2 protein-coding genes are annotated in these 2640 nt (G+C 38.1%); both read left to right on the top strand.

What is annotated here, in order from left to right; all coding sequences use genetic code 11:
* Positions 1–673 precede the first annotated feature (673 nt).
* The gene (gene hmpA / locus ACK2M2_RS16330; RefSeq protein ID WP_092693055.1) at positions 674–1954 is read left to right on the top strand and encodes an NO-inducible flavohemoprotein; all 1281 of its coding nucleotides are present in this window, start codon (positions 674–676) and stop codon (positions 1952–1954) included.
* 61 nt (positions 1955–2015) lie between these two features.
* The gene (locus ACK2M2_RS16325) at positions 2016–2480 is read left to right on the top strand and encodes an RrF2 family transcriptional regulator (protein WP_092693058.1); all 465 of its coding nucleotides are present in this window, start codon (positions 2016–2018) and stop codon (positions 2478–2480) included.
* Positions 2481–2640 lie beyond the last annotated feature (160 nt).

Raw genomic sequence — 2640 nt, 5'->3', positions numbered from 1 at the left:
TCCATCGATAAAGGTCATAGTGCATTTGTAACTATGGCCTTTGTCTTTTAAGGCGATCATCTTTACTGCTCTAGCGGTGTCTTCTTTAAAATAAACTCAGGATTTACTTCAGCAGGCAGGCTGGTCTTTAATCTGGTAGATTAACAACACCAAGCATAAAAATAAGTTTGATCCTATTTTAAATATGACACTTCATTTTTTCTATGCAGCCTCAGCGCGCAAAAAATCACAGTTAAAACCCTGACCTTTAAATTACGCTCATCCCTTTTAAATAATTCAGCCGTTTGCTATAGCGCGACTGATCTAAGGCTGAGTGCCTTATTTTTATAGAGATTCATCTATTTCTATTCTAATTTCTTAGCCATCAGTGTGCATCATGCAGATGTGCTTTAGCGACAGCCTCGCGGATATAAAAGAAAAAATTCTGATTCATCCCCCTAAAATCCTTATTTTTATTTTCGACACTATTTTGTGTGATGGGGTCTTATTTTTGACTATATTTTAGAATTTCCAATTGATTTATAATTAAAAATTTAGTTATATCAAATGTTTATGACTTAAATTTTTAGGTTTTAAAAAATAAAATTAAAATGCTACGGATGAATTGACATGGGTTTTTAAAGGTGTATTATAAATACATCTTTAGAAATTACCCTGTAGTGAGCTAAGCATTATGTTAAGCCAACATCAAAAAGATATTGTAAAAGCAACCGTACCTGTATTACGCGAAAATGGCGTTGCACTGACCGATTATTTCTATAAACGTATGCTGAACAATAATCCAGAATTAAAAGAAACCTTTAATATGGGGCATCAACGTACGGGCGCACAGGCCAAAGCATTGGCGGGCGCGGTACTGGCTTATGCCGAAAATATTGAAGATCCAATGGTGCTGGCGCCGGTGATTGAATTGATTTGTCACAAACATGTCAGTTTGAATATTCAAGCACCTGATTACGATATTGTTGGTGAAAACTTGCTGCATTCCATCAGTGAAGTGCTGAGTGTGCCGATGGAAGATGAGCTAATTAGTGCATGGGCTGCGGCGTATGGTCAATTGGCGAATTTGTTTATTGAAACTGAACAAAAAATGTATTTAGAACATGAACAAACCAAAGGCAGCTGGTTAGGCTGGCGCAACTTTGTGGTGTCTAAAAAAGTTAAAGAAAGCGATGAGATTACTTCGTTCTATTTGGTGCCTCAAGATGGCGGCGCGCTACCTGAATATAAAGCCGGACAATATGTCACTGTACGTCTGTTTATTGATGCACTAGGCTTTAAACAACCGCGTCAATACAGTCTATCCGACAGTTCAACTGGTCAGTATTTACGTATTTCGGTTAAAAATGAAAGTCCAAAAGCAGAAGGTCAAGATCCAGGTTATGTCTCATCGACTTTACATAACAAAGTCAAAGAAAATGATGTGATTGAGCTGTCTGCGCCGACTGGTAATTTCTTCTTGTTTAATCCAGAAAAAACCAATGTGTTGATTAGTGCGGGGATTGGTTTAACACCGATGATGGCCATGCTGAACCAACTTTTGACCGGTAATACCGATCCGAACGAAAAAGTGACCCTGTGGGAAAAAATCAAGGCGAACTTTAATAAGCCTGAACCTAAAAACCCGATTAACTTTATTCATGCAGTACGTAATTCACGTGTACATGCCATGAAAGAGACGGTGCAAGATTTGGCGAAAAAACATGACAATTTAAATGTTTTTGTGGCTTATGAACAAACCGACAGTAAAGATGTGTTGGGCCGTGACTATCATGCAGAAGGGCGTTTGAATCTAAAACAATTGGATGCCAAAATGTTACCAAAAGATGCAGATTACTATCTTTGTGGTCCTATTCCATTCATGCAAGTTCAACATAAAGCCTTGCTTGAATTGGGAATTCCAGCACAAAATATTCACAGTGAAGCATTTGGTACCGGTGGCGTTGCACTTTAAGACCTAAAGGAAGTAAGAGGGAACTTACGCCCTCTTACTTTTTTACCTTAATGAGAGCAAGATGAAATTAAACCAATTTACAGATATCGGGATTCGCGCTTTAATTTATTTGGCCCAGTCATCTACTGAGCCACCTTTTACCATCGAAAAAATGGCCAAAGACTTACAAGTCTCTAGAAATCACTTGGTCAAAGTGATTCATTTTATGGCCAAACAACAGTGGCTAACCACGTCCAGAGGCAAGGGCGGCGGCGTTAAATTAACCCATCCTTTAGCGCACTACTCGATTGGTCATCTGATTAAAACCTTACAAACTCATAATGCGGTATCAGCCCATTTGGTTAATTGTGACGCACCTGAATGTGTGTTACGCGCCTCATGTGGTTTACCTTATTTATTAGATCAAGCGCTCAGTCAGTTTTATCAGTTTCTCAATCAATATACCCTACAAGATATTTTACGTCGTCCCATGGCATCACCCACGATTTCAGCGCATCAATTAATTGATATCTTGGCCATTTCATAAGTTTTCTATGTAAAGATATTGGGATTATTGCTAAAAGCTGAAGTGATGATCACTCTGAGTCTTTTAACCGACTAAATTTTTAAACCAAGTGTTTTGCTGGCTCTATTGCATAAAATTGATTTAATAGTAGAGCGATATAAGCTGAAAGAATGCACAGAAT

Origin of the sequence: Acinetobacter sp. TY1, assembly GCF_048551395.1 — a bacterium.
Classification (GTDB): domain Bacteria; phylum Pseudomonadota; class Gammaproteobacteria; order Pseudomonadales; family Moraxellaceae; genus Acinetobacter.
Note: the sequence above shows the minus strand (reverse complement) of the source record. Positions and strands in the feature narration are given on the sequence as shown.

Excerpts from the sequence above, each read along its gene's own strand:
- hmpA (WP_092693055.1), top strand. The coding sequence starts at position 674 with ATGTTAAGCCAACATCAAAAAGATATTGTAAAAGCAACCGTACCTGTA.
- ACK2M2_RS16325 (WP_092693058.1), top strand. The coding sequence starts at position 2,016 with ATGAAATTAAACCAATTTACAGATATCGGGATTCGCGCTTTAATTTAT.